Source organism: Bacillus sp. NPDC077027 (genome assembly GCF_050269555.1).
In the GTDB taxonomy this organism is placed as follows: domain Bacteria; phylum Bacillota; class Bacilli; order Bacillales; family Bacillaceae; genus Bacillus.
The window spans coordinates 667,211-681,721 of sequence record NZ_JBNNIO010000001.1 but is presented as its reverse complement, the minus strand read 5'-3'; the positions used below and the strand labels follow the sequence as shown (position 1 = coordinate 681,721).

At 39.2% G+C, this 14,511-nt stretch carries 20 protein-coding genes; 1 reads left to right on the top strand and 19 read right to left on the bottom strand.

Features of this window, described 5'->3' with window-relative positions:
* Nucleotides 1-2: 2 nt before the first annotated feature.
* The 18 genes from spoVAC to ACQKEZ_RS03645 all read right to left on the bottom strand — a co-directional run bounded on the left by spoVAC (nt 3) and on the right by ACQKEZ_RS03645 (nt 13,130).
* Nucleotides 3-455 (bottom strand): stage V sporulation protein AC, encoded by a 453-nt coding sequence (gene spoVAC, locus ACQKEZ_RS03730; RefSeq protein ID WP_427298916.1) that lies wholly within the window; start codon nt 453-455, stop codon nt 3-5.
* A 22-nt stretch (nt 456-477) separates the two neighbouring features.
* Entirely contained in the window at nt 478-894 is a 417-nt protein-coding gene (locus ACQKEZ_RS03725; RefSeq protein WP_427298914.1) for a stage V sporulation protein AB, read from the bottom strand.
* Entirely contained in the window at nt 884-1,504 is a 621-nt protein-coding gene (locus ACQKEZ_RS03720) for a stage V sporulation protein AA (RefSeq protein ID WP_427298912.1), read from the bottom strand. The genes ACQKEZ_RS03725 and ACQKEZ_RS03720 overlap by 11 nt, the downstream gene beginning before the upstream one ends.
* Nucleotides 1,505-1,620: 116 nt before the next feature.
* Complete coding sequence (sigF, locus tag ACQKEZ_RS03715; RefSeq protein ID WP_427298910.1) at nt 1,621-2,388, bottom strand: RNA polymerase sporulation sigma factor SigF; 768 nt, start codon at nt 2,386-2,388, stop codon at nt 1,621-1,623.
* A gap of 12 nt (nt 2,389-2,400) precedes the next feature.
* Nucleotides 2,401-2,841: an anti-sigma F factor gene (spoIIAB, locus tag ACQKEZ_RS03710; protein WP_427298908.1), complete on the bottom strand. Its 441-nt coding sequence runs from the start codon at nt 2,839-2,841 to the stop codon at nt 2,401-2,403.
* The gene (gene spoIIAA / locus ACQKEZ_RS03705) at nt 2,838-3,191 is read right to left on the bottom strand and encodes an anti-sigma F factor antagonist (RefSeq protein ID WP_427298906.1); all 354 of its coding nucleotides are present in this window, start codon (nt 3,189-3,191) and stop codon (nt 2,838-2,840) included. Before spoIIAA ends, spoIIAB begins: the two co-directional genes overlap by 4 nt.
* Nucleotides 3,192-3,380: 189 nt before the next feature.
* Nucleotides 3,381-4,553, bottom strand: a complete 1,173-nt coding sequence (locus ACQKEZ_RS03700) for a D-alanyl-D-alanine carboxypeptidase family protein (RefSeq protein ID WP_427298904.1) — start codon at nt 4,551-4,553, stop codon at nt 3,381-3,383.
* A 131-nt stretch (nt 4,554-4,684) separates the two neighbouring features.
* Nucleotides 4,685-5,497 carry a purine-nucleoside phosphorylase gene (locus ACQKEZ_RS03695; RefSeq protein ID WP_427298902.1) on the bottom strand — a complete coding sequence of 271 codons (813 nt, stop codon included), beginning with the start codon at nt 5,495-5,497 and terminating at the stop codon, nt 4,685-4,687.
* Between the two features lie 12 nt (nt 5,498-5,509).
* Nucleotides 5,510-6,694, bottom strand: coding sequence for a phosphopentomutase (gene deoB, locus ACQKEZ_RS03690; RefSeq protein ID WP_427298900.1), 1,185 nt, complete (start codon nt 6,692-6,694; stop codon nt 5,510-5,512).
* A 150-nt stretch (nt 6,695-6,844) separates the two neighbouring features.
* Nucleotides 6,845-7,735: a site-specific tyrosine recombinase XerD gene (gene xerD / locus ACQKEZ_RS03685; RefSeq protein ID WP_427298898.1), complete on the bottom strand. Its 891-nt coding sequence runs from the start codon at nt 7,733-7,735 to the stop codon at nt 6,845-6,847.
* Between the two features lie 6 nt (nt 7,736-7,741).
* On the bottom strand, nt 7,742-7,969 hold the full coding sequence (locus tag ACQKEZ_RS03680) for a YqzK family protein (RefSeq protein WP_427299323.1): 228 nt from the start codon (nt 7,967-7,969) through the stop codon (nt 7,742-7,744).
* Nucleotides 7,970-8,087: 118 nt separating this feature from the next.
* The gene (gene fur, locus ACQKEZ_RS03675; RefSeq protein ID WP_427298896.1) at nt 8,088-8,540 is read right to left on the bottom strand and encodes a ferric iron uptake transcriptional regulator; all 453 of its coding nucleotides are present in this window, start codon (nt 8,538-8,540) and stop codon (nt 8,088-8,090) included.
* Between the two features lie 124 nt (nt 8,541-8,664).
* Entirely contained in the window at nt 8,665-9,309 is a 645-nt protein-coding gene (gene spoIIM, locus ACQKEZ_RS03670) for a stage II sporulation protein M (protein WP_427298894.1), read from the bottom strand.
* Between the two features lie 118 nt (nt 9,310-9,427).
* Nucleotides 9,428-10,552: a S8 family peptidase gene (locus tag ACQKEZ_RS03665; protein ID WP_427298892.1), complete on the bottom strand. Its 1,125-nt coding sequence runs from the start codon at nt 10,550-10,552 to the stop codon at nt 9,428-9,430.
* Nucleotides 10,553-10,654: 102 nt separating this feature from the next.
* Entirely contained in the window at nt 10,655-10,888 is a 234-nt protein-coding gene (locus ACQKEZ_RS03660; RefSeq protein WP_427298890.1) for a hypothetical protein, read from the bottom strand.
* Nucleotides 10,889-10,955: 67 nt separating this feature from the next.
* A complete protein-coding gene (locus tag ACQKEZ_RS03655; RefSeq protein ID WP_427298888.1) occupies nt 10,956-11,399 on the bottom strand; it encodes a GNAT family N-acetyltransferase in 444 nt (147 codons plus the stop codon).
* Between the two features lie 4 nt (nt 11,400-11,403).
* Nucleotides 11,404-12,576: a TIGR00375 family protein gene (locus ACQKEZ_RS03650; RefSeq protein ID WP_427298886.1), complete on the bottom strand. Its 1,173-nt coding sequence runs from the start codon at nt 12,574-12,576 to the stop codon at nt 11,404-11,406.
* Nucleotides 12,573-13,130: an NUDIX hydrolase gene (locus ACQKEZ_RS03645; protein ID WP_427298884.1), complete on the bottom strand. Its 558-nt coding sequence runs from the start codon at nt 13,128-13,130 to the stop codon at nt 12,573-12,575. Before ACQKEZ_RS03645 ends, ACQKEZ_RS03650 begins: the two co-directional genes overlap by 4 nt.
* A 170-nt stretch (nt 13,131-13,300) precedes the next feature.
* Here ACQKEZ_RS03645 and ACQKEZ_RS03640 point away from each other — a divergent pair, with 170 nt between their 5' ends.
* Nucleotides 13,301-14,221, top strand: a complete 921-nt coding sequence (locus ACQKEZ_RS03640; RefSeq protein WP_427298882.1) for an aldo/keto reductase — start codon at nt 13,301-13,303, stop codon at nt 14,219-14,221.
* 42 nt (nt 14,222-14,263) lie between these two features.
* On the opposite strand, the gene ACQKEZ_RS03635 is transcribed toward ACQKEZ_RS03640, so the two are convergent.
* Nucleotides 14,264-14,488 carry a YqkE family protein gene (locus ACQKEZ_RS03635; protein WP_427298880.1) on the bottom strand — a complete coding sequence of 75 codons (225 nt, stop codon included), beginning with the start codon at nt 14,486-14,488 and terminating at the stop codon, nt 14,264-14,266.
* Nucleotides 14,489-14,511 lie beyond the last annotated feature (23 nt).

Genomic DNA, 14,511 nt, shown 5'->3' with positions numbered 1-14,511 from the left:
TCCTACGAAAACAACTTTTCCAGTGTATAGCGGATGATGCCGACAACGTAAGCTGAGACAACACCAAAGACAATAACGTTTCCTGCTAGTTTGAACATATTTGTGGCAACACCTAAAACAAGCCCTTCACTTTTATGTTCAAGGGCAGCACTCGTCATACTGTTAGCAAAACCAGTAACGGGTACAGCTGATCCTGCACCGGCAAACTGTCCAATCTTATCATAAATACCAATTCCGGTTAAAAGAGCTGAAATGAGAATGAGTGTAGCAACAGTTGGATTCCCAGCTGTTTTTTCGTTGAAATCAAAAAAATGAATATAAAAGTTTTGCAAGACTTCCCCTATGGCACAGATGAATCCTCCGACAATAAATGCTTTTAAGCAGTTCAGCACATAAGGCGGTTTGGGTTGATACGTTTTTACTTTTGATGGGTAATTCTCTTTTAAGCTCGACACGTGTTTTCCCTCCAACTTGTCATTAAATATAAATGAGCCAATGAAACAGTGACCCGAATACTTTTCCTAAGACAATTGCCATGAGCAATAAAATGATTTTCCCGTCCATTCCAATTCGTTTCGTTAAGATTGGAAGCACATTTAATACTTCTGTCAGTGCGGCTGCAAGCATTCCCACAAAAATACCTGCAAGCATTCCAATCGGAAACACAAGCCATTTTGTTAAATGCAAATGAACGTCATCTAGTGTTGCCCATCCTCCGATCACAGCACCACATATCACAGCGGCTTCATAGCCTTGTATAAACCGCTGCGTTTTTGTCAGTTGCATCAGCCTTGGAATGATGCCGAGCACAGTCAAAAACGCAACAAATCCTGCACCAACTGTCAAACCACCGCCAAATCCGACAAACATGACAAAAAGCCATTTACCGATCATGGATATCTTTCATGGTTTCTTTGTTTTCATTCAGCGCTACATACTGATCTAGATCGAGCTGGTACTTAAACATCTCAACTTCAAGTGGACTGGGTTCTTCATTTAATCGTTTTTTAAACACGTGATTGAAAAAAAGAACCATGCCAAGACCTAAACCAAGGCTGTACGGCACCTGCAATAAATAAGGGTGCTCTTCAGTTTGACCTGTAATCATTTCATACAGCCTCATATGGACAAGTCGCATGCTGACATCCTCATGAAAGTTCATAATCGCAAGCGCTGCACCAACAAACAAAAGTAACCATACAAACACGAATAAAACTGGGGATAAATGACGGCGACCCGTATCAATTTCGACAATGGCTTCAGATCCCCCAACTGTTTGGATGTCTACTTTCGGACATGTTTTTTTGATGATATTCACAACATACATGACATCAAGTACAACGATGTGACGATCCTTTTGACTCACATGATATACAGGCATGGATTTTAGCTGCTGTACAAGTGTTTCATCTCCTGTCAGCTGTGCAACGTCCCCTAATAAAATGAGCTGATCATTTCCAGTTTTTAACCGATGACGAAGTCTAATAAAAATTTGCCCGTCCATCCATGTCACTTCCTATACGATGGGTTAAAAATAGTATGTGGTGAAAAATGGTTCTCATACTGAACGCTCTACAATTACCGGTAATTACCACACAAAAAAAAGCCAGCCTCTTTGGGCTAGCTGTCTTTTTGGTCCATTTGAAATTGAATTTGTTTTAAAATCTTTTTTTCAAGCCGTGACACTTGTACTTGCGAGATCCCTAACCGCTCTGCAACTTCTGACTGCGTTTGATCCTTATAATAACGAAGATAGACAATTAGTTTTTCTCGTTCCTCTAATTCTTTGATCGCTTCTTTTAGCGCAATTTTTTCAAACCATCTTTCCTCAGAATTGTCTGCGATTTGATCAAGCAATGTAATGGGGTCACCATCGTTTTCATAAACCGTTTCATGAATAGAAGATGGTGTTCTTACTGCCTCTTGTGCCAATACGACATCCTCTGGTGTGATCTCCAAATAATCAGCAATTTCTTGCACAGTCGGTATTTTCCCATTCGATTTAGACAATTCATCTTTCGCCCGCCTGATTTTATTTCCGAGTTCTTTTAATGAACGACTAACCTTTACAGTGCCATCATCACGAATGAAGCGTTGAATTTCACCAATAATCATTGGAACGGCGTAGGTTGAAAATTTGACATCATAAGACAAATCAAATTTATCGACTGATTTTAACAAACCGATACATCCAATCTGAAACAGATCATCCGGCTCGTAGCCTCTATTGATAAATCGCTGAACAACGGACCAAACAAGACGCATGTTTTTTTCTACGAGGAGGTCTCTTGCTTGTTGATCTCCGTCTTGGCTTTTTTTGATCAGGCTTTTGACTTCATCATTTGACAGCTGCACATGTTTCGCTTGCTTTTTTACCTCCACATCCATACGAGCAGCTCCTTAATTGCAAAGTGCTTTGCTTTTTGATAAGTGCTTTGTCAACCGGATCGTCGTACCCATCTCAGGAGATGAATCAATCATGACATCATCCATAAAATTCTCCATAATTGTAAAGCCCATTCCTGATCGTTCTAGGTCTGGCTTTGTTGTAAATAAGGGCTGTCTTGCTTCTTCAAGATCAGTGATTCCCATTCCTTCATCACGAATGGTTAAATAAACAATATGATCTTCTAGCGTTACTGAAATATGAACTTTTCCATCTGGATTCCCATCATATCCATGAATAATAGAGTTAGTCACGGCTTCAGAAACAACTGTTTTAATCTCTGTTAATTCATCTAAGGTCGGGTCAAGCTGCGCAATAAATGCAGCAACTGTCACCCTTGCAAACGATTCATTTTGACTGAGTGCTGAGAATGTTAAGTTCATTTCATTGGTCATGATGCCACCCCCAATGTTTGAAGTGCCGTTTGTTCTGAAGGCTCCATTCGAATAATTTTAAATAGCCCAGACATATCAAAAAGTCGATTGACAGATGAGGATATTGCACAAACGACCATCTCACCGCCTAGCTGTTTAATCTGCTTGTATCTGCCTAATATCACACCAAGTCCAGAGCTATCCATAAATGTCAAATCAGCCAAATTTAATACAATATGGCGAATGTCTTCCTTGTCTAAATAATCCGTCACCTTTTGTCTCAGTGTTTCAGCAGAATGATGATCAAGTTCTCCAGTCAATCGAATGCAAAGCACGCTCTCTTTTACACGAAAATCAATACTAAGGCTCATGTCTTTTATTCCTCCTTGCCTTATTCGGATAAAGAGTGTTTCTCTTTTTCATGGATGAATTCCTTCACCATGACAAAACTAGTGGCCATTCGTCAGTTTTTGATTTATTTTTATCCATTCTTTTCATATTTCTCTCTCATTAAACATCACCATAGAAAAAAGACTGCTTAACTTAGCAGTCTCAGATCATCATTTCCATTTTACAAATTCAGCCATAGATCTTTTAAAGAACGTCCATAATCCCGCTCTTTCCATACTTTCTTTTGCTTCTACTGGGCTTTCATGAAGAACTTTACCATCTTTTTTTAGAACCATTAAGCCGAGTTCTGTTCCCTTTGAGAATGGAGCAGCTACATTATGTGTCAGCTTAATTTCTTTTTGAATGTTATCTACATTAGCGCCTTTTTTCGTCAAAAGTGAAATTGGCTCAGATGTGACAAGCTTGACCATTTTTTTCTTTCCTTTATTGACTTTGATTTCTGCTACTTCTTGTCCTCTTTTGTATAATGGGTGTGTTTCATATTGACTAAATGCATAGTCTAGCATTTTGACGACTTGTGCATTTCTTTCTTTTGGTGTACTTGCGCCAAAAACAACAGCAATGACCCGCATATTTCCTTTTTTCGCAGAAGCAGTTAAACAATATTTGGCTTCACTTGTGAATCCAGTCTTCACTCCGTCAACACCAGGATAAAATTTGATCAAACGGTTCGTATTGACAAGCCAGAACTTTTTGTCTGTGTTTTGACGAAGATAGTCTTCATATACCCCTGTAAACTTCGTGATTCGTTCATACTTTAATAGCTCTTTCGCCATCATAGCCATATCATGGGCTGTGCTATAATGCTCTTTTTCAGGAAGACCTGTTGTATTTTGAAAGGATGTCGATTTGAGGCCGAGTTGTTTTGCTTTTTTGTTCATTTCTTCTACAAATTTTTCCTCAGAGCCTGAAATGTGCTCCGCCATCGCAACAGATGCATCGTTCCCTGATGCAATGGCAATACCTTTTAACATTTCTTCAACAGTCATTTCTTCTCCCGGCTCTAGGAAAATTTGTGATCCTCCCATTGATGCCGCGTATTCGCTTGTTCTGACCTTATCTTTCATTTTGATCTTACCTTGGTCGATGGCTTCCATAATTAAAAGCATCGTCATGATTTTGGTCATGCTGGCTGGCGCAAGCTTTTCATCACTGTTTTTGTTGTATAAAACCTTTCCGGTATCACGTTCAATCAGAATGGCAGATTTTGCTTCATGGGCTAATTCAGATGATTGTTTTATTGGTTCTTTCGCCATCGCTGATGGTGAAACAATTGAAATGATCATCATGAATATAAGCAATGCAGATACATGACGTTTCAAGTGGCAGACCTCCATTATCGTAATCCTTTACATTTTTTCCTGGTAAAGGCTGTTTTATTCAGAGATCCAGATTGTTTGCTTAAAAAAAGCCCTCTGTCTCTTAGACAAAAGGGCTCACTACGTCATCACGACTATTTCAATTGATGTAAAATATTTTTCACTAAATCAAGGAAGCTTGCTTTTACTTTTTCAGTGACTTCCATCACTTCATCATGAGAAAGTGGTTGATCCAGTATACCGGATGCCGCATTTGAGATACATGAAATGCCAAGTACACGCATACCTGCATGTTTTGCCACAATCACTTCTGGCACAGTAGACATACCGACTGCATCAGAACCGATCGTTCTCAGGAAACGTACCTCTGCTGGTGTTTCGTAGGAAGGTCCCGTGACAGCTGTATACACACCTTTCTGTACAGGAATTCCAAGCGTTTTTGCCGTTTGATCGGCAAGCTCAAGAAACTCAGTATCATATGGTGCAGACATGTCAGGAAAACGTACACCTTGCTTGTCATTTGGACCAATCAAAGGATTGGTTCCCATCATATTGATATGGTCTGTTATGAGCATGAGGTCTCCTGGTTTAAAGGCAGTGTTGACCCCACCAGCAGCATTTGTCACGATCATTGTATCAATACCGATCTCTTTCATGACACGAACAGGGAAAGTGACCTGTTTCATATCGTATCCTTCATAAAAATGGAAACGCCCTTGCATCGCACAGACGACAGTCCCTTTTAATGTACCGATAACAAGCTGTCCAGCATGTCCCTCTACTGTCGAAACTGGAAATCCAGGAATATCTTCATATTTAATTTTAACTGGATTTTCAATTTCATCAGCTAAGATACCGAGACCTGATCCTAAAATAAGCCCAACTGTTGGTACAATTTCTGATGTTTGCTTAATATATGACGCCGCTTCTGAAAACTGTAGTCCCACGCTCTTTTCCCCCTATTTGAGTTTAGATAAAAAGCTTGTTCCGTATTTAGGAAGTGTTGATTTGAAGTTATCTGCAACAGTTGCACCTATATCAGCAAATGTTTTAGATGTTGAAAGTTGATGTGCCTCTTGATGCTTTTTGCTATACACAATGAGCGGCACATATTCTCTCGTATGATCTGTCCCATGATGAACTGGATCGTTTCCATGATCAGCTGTAATGATCAACAAATCATCCTCTTTTAATAAATCAAACACTTCTTGAAGACGTGCATCATACTCTTCAAGTGCCTTGCCATAGCCTTTAGGATCTCTTCTATGCCCATACAGCGCATCAAAGTCAACGAGATTTAAAAAGCTTAGCCCTGTAAAATCTGTGTTAAGCGTATCAATCAGCTTGTCCATTCCATCCATGTTGGATGTTGTTCTTAAAGACGAAGTAATTCCTTCTCCATCGTAAATATCAGAAATTTTACCGATTGCAATGACATCGAGGCCTTCATCTTTAAGCTCATTCATGACAGTACGGTCAAATGGCTTTAAGGCATAATCATGTCGATTTGGTGTACGAACAAACGCTCCTGGTTCCCCAACAAATGGACGCGCAATGATGCGACCAACCATATATTTCTCATCTAAAGTGAGCTCTCTCGCAATTTCACAAATGCGATATAACTCCTCTAGTGGCACGACCTCTTCATGTGCAGCAATTTGCAAAACAGAGTCAGCAGATGTATAGACGATGAGATCGCCCGTTTTCATATGTTCTTCGCCTAGTTCATCAAGAATTTCTGTACCAGAAGCTGGTTTATTACCAATCATGCCACGACCTGTTTTCGCTTTTAATTCATTTAATAGTTCATCTGGAAAACCCTCTGGGAACACCTTAAAAGGTTTTTCGATGTGAAGACCCATGATTTCCCAATGTCCAGTCATTGTATCTTTTCCGTTCGAAGCTTCTTGCATTTTTCCATAGTATGCGAGTGGATGTTCTGCCGCAGGAATTCCTTTGATCGGCCTAATATGACTTAGTCCTAGTTTTCCCATGTTCGGCATATTTAGCCCGTTCATTTTTTCTGCAATATGTCCAAGTGTATCTGCGCCCACGTCATTAAAATCAGCGGCATCTGGCGCCTCGCCAATGCCTACCGAATCCATAACAATGAGGAAGATGCGTTTATACTGATAATCAGGCATAAAAAGCGCCTCCTTCAACATTCTCGTATTGTGTCCTCTACAAAGAGGTCAGACATCTCAAGTATAAACCGTTTTCAAGTGAGTTGACAACCTTAAACGGTACAAACATAAAAAAGCATGCTGCACTTCAGATATGTGCCCATGCTGTTCTTATGCCCTCGGATGGTATCTGTGATACACATCCTTTAGTCTTGTTTTGGTGACATGTGTATAAATTTGTGTTGTTGAGATATCGGCATGACCAAGCATCTCTTGAACTGCCCTTAGATCTGCACCATTTTCAAGTAAATGTGTTGCAAAGGAATGTCGCAGTGTATGTGGTGTGAGTTCCTTTCTAATCCCTGCTTCAAGCGCAAGCTTCTTTAAATTTTTCCAAAAGCCTTGTCGTGACATCTTTTTTCCGTGATGATTGAGGAATAAGGCATCTGCTGGTTGTTTTTTGAGCAGTTTCCCTCTTCCTTTCTGTAAATATGCCTCTATAGCGAAAGCCGCAGCTTCACCGATCGGAACAATCCGTTCCTTTCTTCCTTTCCCAAAGCAACGGACAAAACCCATCGTTAAGTGCACATCAGAAAGCGTTAAATCAAGCATTTCACTTACCCGAATCCCGGTTGCATATAAAAGCTCTAGCATGGCCTTATCTCGGTAATCAAATGGGGTCTTTTGTTTTGGTGTATCTAGTAGTTGTTCTACTTCTTCTAATGAAAGAACCTTTGGAAGTTTACGCTCAGTTTTTTGTGCTTCAATGTTCCAAGACGGGTCATTTTCTGTGACTTTCTCCCGCAATAAAAATTGATGAAATGAGCGAATCGACGATAGATGACGCACGGACGTTTTACTTGATTTTCCTTCATCCATTAAATGCTTTACATAATGGATAATGTGTATTCGTGTGACATCTTTTATGTTGGTTAGTTGTTCATTTGTGGTAAGAAACGATAGATAACTCTTTAAATCTCTTTTATAAGATACAATTGTATTTTGAGAGAGCCCTCTCTCTACTGTTAAAAAATGAATAAAATCATCTAATTGATCTTTCAATGGTTTCTACTCCCCGTTTTGATAAAAGTAGATCAAGCGGTCTTGCCAATTGCTCGGCTCCTGTTGATCCATTTCTATCACTTTAATCGCAGCACCTTCTGGTTTATCGTAGCGATGATAGCTTTCATATTCTGAATTTATCCATATCATAGCATAATAGAACAAGACGGTAAAACCAGTGAACAGAATAAACACTTTGATTACTTCTCCAGTTGTTTTGAGCCATTTCCACATCATACCCATGTCCTTTCTCCATCTTTTCATTACTTCAGCATATGCCAGGTAGGACAAGGAATATACGGTGGAAACGCAAAAAACCCTTTCATGATGAATGAAAAGGTTCCAATTCGGATTATTTGCCGGCTTCATCGTCATGACAGCGATGGCAAATGCCATGGAATGTCAATCTATGATCCTTAATTTTAAATTTCCAGTCGCGTTCAATAATTTCTTCAACATCTTCTAGCAAATCTTCTTCAATTTCATCAACTGTCCCGCACTCCATGCAGACAAGGTGATGATGGAAGTGAGCAGCTCCTTCTTTACGAAGGTCATATCTTGAGACACCGTCTCCAAAATTAATTTTATCAACAACTTTCAATTCAGTCAGTAATTCTAGCGTCCGATAAACAGTAGCAAGACCAATTTCAGGAGACTTCTCTTTTACGAGGAGGTATACGTCTTCTGCACTTAAATGGTCTTCTTCGTTCTCAAGCAGCACCCTTACTGTTGCTTCACGCTGTGGTGTGAGCTTATAGCTGGAAGAATGTAGCTGCTTTTTAATTCGATCAATACGGTTTTCCATTGACTTTCCCTCCTACGCCACATTACTTGATCATTATATCAAATGATGTGCAGAGAGCCAACTATAATCATTTTAAATTGATAAATAAAATGTTTATCAATTAATAATCATTATAATAATTGTGTTAAAAAAGGGTGCCTGCTAGCTTTTTCATTAGCAATAATGAGATGTAGGATTCAAAAAAAGAAGAGAGTGCTGCAAGCACTAAAATCATGAGCAAGATGGATGCATACCGTCCAAACCATTGAATGGGGGCTTGGCTGATTGTTTTCTTTAAAAAGAGCTGTCCAATCAGCCGAATGGAAAAGGCAATTGCCGCAGTACCAATGACTAAATAAGCAGGTATCAATAAGATGTTTTGCGGAAGCACCGAGATAAATGATAAGAAAAATCCACTTAGCCCCATTTGGTTGACGAGAAAGCCGACTGTAAAGCCAACAACAATCCCTTTTAGAAAAATCATGAGAAAAATAAGCGGCAAGCCAATGATTGAAATACCCAGTATCCACATCAGTCCTAAGTATTTCATATGATGCAGAAAGCTTTGAAAAAACATTTCCTTTGATTCAGCTGTCTTTTCATTTGTTAGTTGTCCAAAAAATTGATTTAAATAATAGAACAAATCCTCTTTTTGGGACATCGTCATGCTATTTACAATAATGGCTCCAAAAATAACACCCATTAAAAAGAGAACAGATACAAATAAATAAATAGAGAGATGATCTTTTACGTGCTGTAGCAGATGTTCCTTCCAAGACTTTTTCCGCATATGACTTCCTCCCAAATAGTAAAGGTTACTAGATTCTATGAGAGAGAATGCGAAACATGACCATTTTTATAGAAAGAAAAAGAGAAAGCCTACACTTTCTCCTTCTCTTGACCATCCATTATTTGGCTGCTTTTTGTAAGTTGATAAGACCTGATCCATAATAAAAAGGATCTCCTAATTTTGTCGCTGTCTGACTCAGCCTTTTTCGTACTTCTTCATTTGTTAAGCCTGGATATTTTGATAGAATAACGGCTGCTGCACCTGCGACATGTGGGGATGCCATTGATGTTCCGCTTTTGTAACCATAATCATTGCCTGGAATTGTACTTAAAGTTGCTACTCCTGGCGCTGAAATTTCAACCTCTTCACCAACTGAAGAATCAAAGGCTCTTTGTGTCTTATTATCAACAGAAGCCACCGCGATCACAGAGCTGTATTTTGCTGGGTAGTCAATTGTATTGAGTGACCCGTAGCTACCCGCATTACCAGCTGAAGCTACAATGAGAATACCCTTTTCATAAGCAGTATCTACTGCTTCTTTTAGCGCTGCTGACTCGCTGGCACCACCCATGCTAATATTGATGACATCTATATCATTTTCAATTGCCCATTCAATTCCTTTGATGATCCAGCTATAATAGCCGTCTCCATCTTGATCCGCTACTTTAACCGCATAAATCGAAGCTTTCGGTGCCACACCGACGACACCTACTTTATTGTCTAGTGCTGCGATCGTTCCTGATACGTGTGTTCCATGCTGATGTGGATCAACAAACGGGTCTGCCTCAGTAGGTACAAAACTCACGCCTCCCGCCACTTCTAAATCTTGATGCGTACGGTCAATCCCGCTATCAAGCACTGCGACTTTGACATTTTGACCGGCATAGCCTTGTTTATGTACTTTCTTTGTTTTGATATTCTTAATGCCATAGGGAATCGTTTGACCACTTGTTTTCGCCTTTTGGTCTTCTTCAATAAATGTAATGTCTTTTGATTGCTCCAGCTTTTTTTTAGATGCCTCATTCAATGATACCTTCATCATATCAACTTGTTGAATGGTTTCTTTTACATGACCGCCAGCTTCTTGTACAAGTTGTTCTTTTTTATGGACAGAAGAAGAAAAACCAATTAAATACTCTTTTTTGGTCTGATTCTTTGCCGAAGCGGTAGAGCCTCCAAAAGTCACAGTTGCGAAGATCATGCTTGCCATACAAAGCCCAATTCCAAGTGTCCTCATTTTCATGATTACTCACTCTCCCTATTTATATCTTTTTTGTCATTTAACTACATTTTTAGACAAAAAGAATCCTCCGTTTGTCCTGTTTTTTCGTTTTTACCATTTTATTTACATATAAATCGTAAAAAAGACAAAATAAAAATGCTTATGATCATTCATCCTGTGATCATAAGCATTCCTGTCTTTATGTTTATTTGCGAGCCTTTGTAATGCTTCCCGTTTTGTTTTTGTAGTCCTTGTATGTGTGCTAAACACCGGTGCAATTCCTCTTGATTGTTCAGGATTTCGGTTTTGTTGTCTGTGTAAATGATCTCGTTTTTTCTTCGCTTTACTTTTTGCCATCTCTCAAAACCCCTTTCATTTTCGTTATCATACATGAACAAATAGAAAAAAGATAGACGGAATTCGCCTATCTTTCTTTTTTGACCATATCAATATGAGGAATTCCGTCTTCATCATAAACATCTGATATCGTATCAAAGCCAAATGATTGATAAAATGTCTCTAAATAAGCTTGAGCTTGTATTTTCACTTGATGCTCTTGCAGTTCATTGAGCTTTTGTAAAGCTTTTTTCATCAATCTTTCACCGTAGCCTTTCCCACGTGCAGTACTGGAAACAAGCACCCTACCGATTGATGCTTCTTCATAGACAATCCCGCTCCGAAAAATCCGGCAATATGCGACAATGTCATCGTCTTCTTTCGCTATTAAGTGAAATGCTTTTTGATCTTTTTCATCCATTTCAGGGTATGGACATTTTTGTTCAACAACAAATACATCGACCCTTGCTTTTAAAAGGGCGTACAGATCTTCTTTTGACAATTGCTCAAATGTTTGGCACGTCCATTCCATGTATTTATCCCCCACTTACATCGACTTTACCGTATATGCCGCCTCCACCTGCGATGAGATTGACCTCACCTTTTCTTGCTCTCACAATGAGTCCGGCTGTTTTCTGCGGGAGCACTGCTTGCAATTCTTGTTCTGTTACTTGATGCAAAATATTCATTTCGGTTTTGAATGCTGCTTTTAACTTTTGCAGTGTCTTTGCACCAACCCCAGGAATAAATTGTAGCGGTAGTTGATGGATATACGGAGGACGACGATTCGACTGATTTTTTTGATCAGCTAGTTCTTTTAAACGTTCACTGACCCCTTTGGTAAAGCGTGAATGTCCACACGATAGACAGCTCTCTGCTCCATGAGCAGGTGTTGTTCCACATTTTTCACATGTAGTGTGATAATATTTTCCAAGGCGAGGAGCCAGGCCATAATTTCCTGTAATCTTTCTTCCCTCTTTTTCTTGCAGGGCTAGCTGAAATTCAGTAAATGATGCATGTTGCATGCGAATTTTGGTGTATTCTCTAGCAATTTTCCCAAGGGAATGCGCATCCGAATTCGTTAAAAACGGATAGCGATTAAGCTCACTTAGCTGGGATGCCATGGATGTATCACAACTAAGTCCAAGCTCAACTGCATCAATTAAATCTGGGTCAAATACTTCCGTCAAGGATGTTTTTACACCTTTTCCATATAGGCTTTTATGCGGTGTGAAAATATGTGCTGGAATAAATAAACCTCCCAGCTCCTTTACTTTATACTGAAGCGTTTTGCCATCGACGTAAAGACGCTGTGAACTAAGATGTACATTTTTCATATGAAGTGAAAGCCATGATGAAAAAGTAGCCATTTTTCGTAGTGTTGGCATAAAGGCTAACACATGAATCGGCCCACTTGAGCATTCATCGTTGATTTCAAGCTCACTTCCAAGAAGCAGAACCGTTTTTCCAAACGATAAGCCACCATCTGCAAGCTCCACATAACGTCCTTCATTCACACCATCCATTAGTTCCTCTAGTACTTCAGGTGATTGGGCATCAATTACACCAATCATCCCCATGCCTTTGCTTTCTGATGCTTCAATTAAAATTTGATCAATCGTCAAAGTCTTTGCGCCTGTGATTTTGACTGCTCTGCCAGTTCTCGTTCTGCCAATATGGATATGAACATCTGCGAAAAAGTCTTTCATTTTGATGATGCTTGCGCCTCTTTAAGCTGTAAATATTGAATGGCATAAACGGTTTTCGCATCATATATGTGCTGCTTTTCTACTAGGCGTAATGCTTCTTCTAAAGAAACCTCCATGACTTCGACAAATTCATCCTCATCAAGTTCTCGTTTTTCTTCAAGAGGTAGTAATTGATTTGCTTCATACACGTGTACAATCTCATCTGCAAATCCAGGTGATGTATAAAAAGCCGTCAGTTTTTCTAAGTGATTCGTCGTATATCCTGTTTCTTCTTCTAATTCTCTCAGTGCAGTATGCTGTGGCTCCTCGCCTGGTTCCAATTTTCCCGCTGGAATTTCAACGATTGCTCGTTCCAATGCTTTGCGGTATTGTTTCACGAGAATGATTTTTTTGTCTGCTGTTCGTGCAATAACGGCAACAGCTCCTGGATGTTTGATCAGTTCTCGTTTGCCGCTCTTTCCATTCGGCAGTTCAACATCTTCAACTATTAAATCAATAATTTTCCCTTTGTAAATCTCCTTGGAGGCAATTGTTTTTTCTTCAAAATCCTTCAAATGATGTCATCTCCTCATTTTGCTTTAGCCATTTTCTTTATACATTTTATCATAGATCATTTATAGGAAGCGAAGGATGACTAGGCTTCACAAATCCTCGCAACATCACTCAATCGCTTGAATTCCTTGTTTATTTGTCATAATGTGAAAGAGATAGGAGTGTGAATTGGATGAAGAAAAGAAAAATTGGAGCATCTGAATTACTTGTCAGTGAAGTTGCTTTAGGCTGTATGTCAATCGGCACAGATAAGAAGAAGGCTCTTTCAATACTAGATGAAGCGATTGACCTTGGTATTAACTATTTTGATACAGCTGATTTATATAATTTTGGAACTAATGAAGAAATTGTAGGAGAAGCGATTAAGAATAGACGACACGATATTATTTTGGCAACAAAAGCAGGAAACCGCTTTGAAAAAGGAAAACCAGGCTGGAATTGGGACCCTTCAAAAACGTACATAAAGGAAGCTGTCAAAAGCAGTCTCAAAAGACTACAAACGGACTATATTGATTTATACCAGCTTCATGGCGGTACCATTCAAGATCCAATTGATGAAACAATTGAAGCATTTGAAGAACTTGTGAAAGAAGGTGTTATTCGATATTACGGTATTTCTTCTATTCGCCCGAATGTGATAAAAGAGTACGCAAAAAAATCAAACATTGTTAGTGTGATGATGCAATTTAGTTTACTTGATCGCCGGCCAGAAGAGTGGTTTCCACTTCTTGATGAACAAGGCATTAGTGTTGTAGCAAGGGGACCGCTTGCTTCAGGACTCTTAACGGAGAGACCGCTTACCGCTGCAAAAAGCACCATCAAACAGAATGGTTATCTCTCCTATTCATTTGAAGAATTAAAAGAAATAATTCCTACGCTGACAAACGTAGCTTATGATTTAACGCTAACAGAACTTGCTGTTCAATATATTTTAAAACATTCTACTGTCAGCTCTGTTGTCTTTGGGGCTAGTTCACTTAAACAGTTAAAAGAGAATGCAAACGTAGCCGATGCACGTTCGTTAAATGATCAAGAATGGAAAGCCTTAAAATTTTTCGCGAAACAACATTTATATGAAACTCATCGCACGTAATCATCATACAAAAAGAGAGATCATCGCGTCATGATCTCTCTTTTAATGTTTATATTTTGTCCAGTCCAATTTGCTTTCATCTAGCAATTCGGCAAAACTTTTATTTTTTTCTCTTTCTTTCTGCCTTTGAATCGCTTCTTTTCGTTTTGCTTCTTCCTTTTTCTCTGTTTCTTCGGTTAACTCTTGTTTCATATGTAGAAGCTTGCTTTTTAAATCTTCATCTAGACCATCCTTCAGCTTTGCGTGATCTTGGTTTGTTTTCTTCATCTTACCCCGCTCCTTTTTTACTA

What these genes read in the sequence shown, in the direction of transcription:
- ACQKEZ_RS03725 (WP_427298914.1), bottom strand. Translation starts at nt 894, where the DNA reads ATGATCGGTAAATGGCTTTTTGTCATGTTTGTCGGATTTGGCGGTGGT.
- ACQKEZ_RS03720 (WP_427298912.1), bottom strand. Translation starts at nt 1,504, where the DNA reads ATGGACGGGCAAATTTTTATTAGACTTCGTCATCGGTTAAAAACTGGA.
- sigF (WP_427298910.1), bottom strand. Translation starts at nt 2,388, where the DNA reads ATGGATGTGGAGGTAAAAAAGCAAGCGAAACATGTGCAGCTGTCAAAT.
- spoIIAB (WP_427298908.1), bottom strand. Translation starts at nt 2,841, where the DNA reads ATGACCAATGAAATGAACTTAACATTCTCAGCACTCAGTCAAAATGAA.
- spoIIAA (WP_427298906.1), bottom strand. Translation starts at nt 3,191, where the DNA reads ATGAGCCTTAGTATTGATTTTCGTGTAAAAGAGAGCGTGCTTTGCATT.
- deoB (WP_427298900.1), bottom strand. Translation starts at nt 6,694, where the DNA reads ATGCCTGATTATCAGTATAAACGCATCTTCCTCATTGTTATGGATTCG.
- ACQKEZ_RS03680 (WP_427299323.1), bottom strand. Translation starts at nt 7,969, where the DNA reads ATGTGGAAATGGCTCAAAACAACTGGAGAAGTAATCAAAGTGTTTATT.
- fur (WP_427298896.1), bottom strand. Translation starts at nt 8,540, where the DNA reads ATGGAAAACCGTATTGATCGAATTAAAAAGCAGCTACATTCTTCCAGC.
- spoIIM (WP_427298894.1), bottom strand. Translation starts at nt 9,309, where the DNA reads ATGCGGAAAAAGTCTTGGAAGGAACATCTGCTACAGCACGTAAAAGAT.
- ACQKEZ_RS03665 (WP_427298892.1), bottom strand. Translation starts at nt 10,552, where the DNA reads ATGAAAATGAGGACACTTGGAATTGGGCTTTGTATGGCAAGCATGATC.
- ACQKEZ_RS03660 (WP_427298890.1), bottom strand. Translation starts at nt 10,888, where the DNA reads ATGGCAAAAAGTAAAGCGAAGAAAAAACGAGATCATTTACACAGACAA.
- ACQKEZ_RS03655 (WP_427298888.1), bottom strand. Translation starts at nt 11,399, where the DNA reads ATGGAATGGACGTGCCAAACATTTGAGCAATTGTCAAAAGAAGATCTG.
- ACQKEZ_RS03650 (WP_427298886.1), bottom strand. Translation starts at nt 12,576, where the DNA reads ATGAAAGACTTTTTCGCAGATGTTCATATCCATATTGGCAGAACGAGA.
- ACQKEZ_RS03640 (WP_427298882.1), top strand. Translation starts at nt 13,301, where the DNA reads ATGAAGAAAAGAAAAATTGGAGCATCTGAATTACTTGTCAGTGAAGTT.
- ACQKEZ_RS03635 (WP_427298880.1), bottom strand. Translation starts at nt 14,488, where the DNA reads ATGAAGAAAACAAACCAAGATCACGCAAAGCTGAAGGATGGTCTAGAT.